The sequence below is a fragment of the Sphingomonas bacterium genome (assembly GCF_903644135.1).
Taxonomy (GTDB): Bacteria; Pseudomonadota; Alphaproteobacteria; order Sphingomonadales; family Sphingomonadaceae; genus Sphingomonas.
The window spans coordinates 1-2,761 of sequence record NZ_CAHJXA010000354.1 but is presented as its reverse complement, the minus strand read 5'-3'; the positions used below and the strand labels follow the sequence as shown (position 1 = coordinate 2,761).

Genomic DNA, 2,761 nt, shown 5'->3' with positions numbered 1-2,761 from the left:
CCGCCCTGGCGAAGGCTCGAGTGTGATCGCCGAGCGACGGCTTGCGGGGCGAGCATGATCGCCAGCGTCCGCGGCGACGTCTGGCGCTTCGCCGCGGCCCCGCCGCGCCGGGTGCCGAAACGGTGATGCGAAGCGACGTTGTTCCATTGCCATTAACCCGCGCGTGCTTATCTTGGCGGTGCGAAAGGTCCCCTGCATGAACGACAACGACAAGCCCGGTCCGGAGAACAGCGGCGGCGGCAATCCGTGGATGAAGAGCCTGCTGATCTGGGTCGCGGTGCTGGTTGGGCTGGCGATGTTCGTGACGTTGGTCGACGGCCGCACGACGACGGCGCAGGCGGGCAACACCATCGCCTATTCGACCTTCCTCGACCGGGTCGATGCCGGCACGGTCAAGGACGTGAGCATCAGCCGCGACGTGATCGCCGGCACGATGCGCAGCGGCGACAAGTTCCGCGCCTATCCGATCCAGGACCCGATGCTGGTCCAGAAGCTGCGCGACAAGGGCGTGACCATCGCCGCCAAGCCCGAAGAGGGCACCTCGATCTGGCTGATGCTGCTGTACAACGCGATGCCGTTCCTGCTTTTCCTCGGCATCGGCTTCTTCCTGATGCGACAGGTTCAGAAGAATAGTGGCGGCGGCGCGATGGGTTTTGGCAAGTCGCGCGCCCGGATGCTGACGCAGAAGGAGGGCAAGGTCACCTTCGACGACGTCGCCGGCATCGACGAGGCTCGCGCCGAGCTGACCGAGATCGTCGAGTTCCTGAAGGACCCGACCAAGTTTGCACGCCTCGGCGGCAAGATTCCCAAGGGCGCGCTGCTGGTCGGCTCGCCCGGCACCGGCAAGACGCTGCTCGCCCGCGCCATCGCCGGCGAGGCTGGGGTGCCGTTCTTCACCATCTCCGGCTCCGATTTCGTCGAGATGTTCGTCGGCGTCGGCGCGAGCCGGGTGCGCGACATGTTCGAGCAGGCCAAGAAGTCGGCACCGTGCATCGTCTTCATCGACGAGATCGACGCGGTCGGCCGCCATCGCGGCGCTGGCCTCGGCAACGGCAATGACGAGCGCGAGCAGACGCTGAACCAGCTGCTGGTCGAGATGGACGGGTTCGAGGCGAACGAGGGCATCATTATCGTCGCTGCGACCAACCGCCCCGACGTGCTCGACCCGGCGCTGCTGCGGCCCGGCCGCTTCGACCGGCAGGTCGTGGTGCCGCGCCCCGACATCGAGGGCCGGATCAAGATCCTCGAAGTGCATATGAAGAAGACGCCGCTCGCCCCCGATGTCGATCCGCGCGTCATCGCGCGCGGCACGCCGGGCTTCTCGGGCGCGGACCTCGCCAACCTCGTCAACGAGGCAGCGCTGACCGCGGCGCGCAAGGGCAAGCGGCTGGTGGCGATGGCCGAGTTCGAGGAGGCCAAGGACAAGGTCATGATGGGCGCGGAGCGGCGCTCGATGGTCATGACCGAGGACGAGAAGCGGATGACCGCCTATCACGAGGCGGGCCATGCGATCGTCTCGATCCATGAGGTGGCGTCGGACCCGATCCACAAGGCGACGATCATACCGCGCGGCCGCGCGCTGGGCATGGTCATGCGGCTGCCCGAGCGCGACAGCTACAGCTACCATCGCGACAAGATGTACGCCAACCTGGCGGTCAGCATGGGCGGCCGGGTCGCCGAGGAGATCGTGTTCGGCTATGACAAGGTGTCGTCGGGCGCGTCGGGCGACATCCAGTACGCCACTGGCCTCGCCCGCGACATGGTCACCAAATGGGGCATGTCCGACAAGGTCGGCCCGGTCGAATATGCGCAGCCCGAGGGCGAGTCGTTCCTGGGCTATTCGTCGTCGCAGCCGGTGCGAATGTCGAATTCGACCGCGCAGATGATCGACGACGAGATCAAGCGGATCGTCGAGGGCGGGCTGGCGCGTGCCAAGCAGCTGCTCAGCGATCACGTCGACCAGCTGCACCTGCTCGCCGGCGCGCTGCTGGAATTCGAGACGCTGTCGGGCGAGGAGATCAAGAAGCTGATCGCGGGCGACGATCTCGGCCGGCCCGACCCGAGCGGGCCGCGCATCGCCGTGCCGCGTGCGGGCACGTCCATTCCCAAGACGCGGCGGCCGTCGGGACCGTTCGGCAGCCCCGCGCCCGCGGGAGCCTGACCCGGTTCAGGCGCGGTATAGTTTGGCACGGCTAGGCGGCGACGTTTCAGCAGAAAGGTCGCCGATGTCGTCTCGTTTCCTGGTCAGCGCGGCGCTCGCTGCAGCCGTTTGTGCGACCGTCGCCGCCGCTGCGCCGCCGATGACGGTGGGAGCCTTCCTGACCCGCGCCGCGCCGTTGCGGGCCAACCCGCTGATGGCGCTGATGTCGCCCGACTATGCCGCGCTGAAGGCCGAGGCCGACGCAGCGACCCGCCAGCTCAAGGCCGACCGCGACGCTCGCCAGGCGGCCGGCAAGCCGCCGATCGCCTGCATTCCCGAAGGTCAGACGATCGGCATCACCGACATGCTCGCCGGGCTCGACGCGCTGCCCGCCGCCGACAAGAGGCTGCCGCTCAAGGACGGCTATGCGCACGTGCTGGCGAAGCGGTATCCCTGCCGCTGACGGCGGAGCTCATGGGGTTGGGCTGAGCCGGCGGCCGTGATAGCAGGCACCATGCTCGATCCCGCCTCGCCCCAGCTGCTGGTCGCCGCGATGACGACCCGCGCCCGTGCCGCTGCGAGCCGCCTCGCCGCGCTGCCGACCGCGGCCAAGGCCGCCGG

General features: G+C 68.5%; 2 protein-coding genes. Both read left to right on the top strand.

Annotated features, from left to right (window positions below; all coding sequences use genetic code 11):
* Nucleotides 1-196: 196 nt before the first annotated feature.
* Nucleotides 197-2,161 carry an ATP-dependent zinc metalloprotease FtsH gene (gene ftsH, locus HUU96_RS14360; protein ID WP_174293422.1) on the top strand — a complete coding sequence of 655 codons (1,965 nt, stop codon included), beginning with the start codon at nucleotides 197-199 and terminating at the stop codon, nucleotides 2,159-2,161.
* A gap of 64 nt (nucleotides 2,162-2,225) precedes the next feature.
* Entirely contained in the window at nucleotides 2,226-2,603 is a 378-nt protein-coding gene (locus HUU96_RS14355) for a hypothetical protein (protein ID WP_254605251.1), read from the top strand.
* The last annotated feature ends 158 nt before the right edge of the window (nucleotides 2,604-2,761 follow it).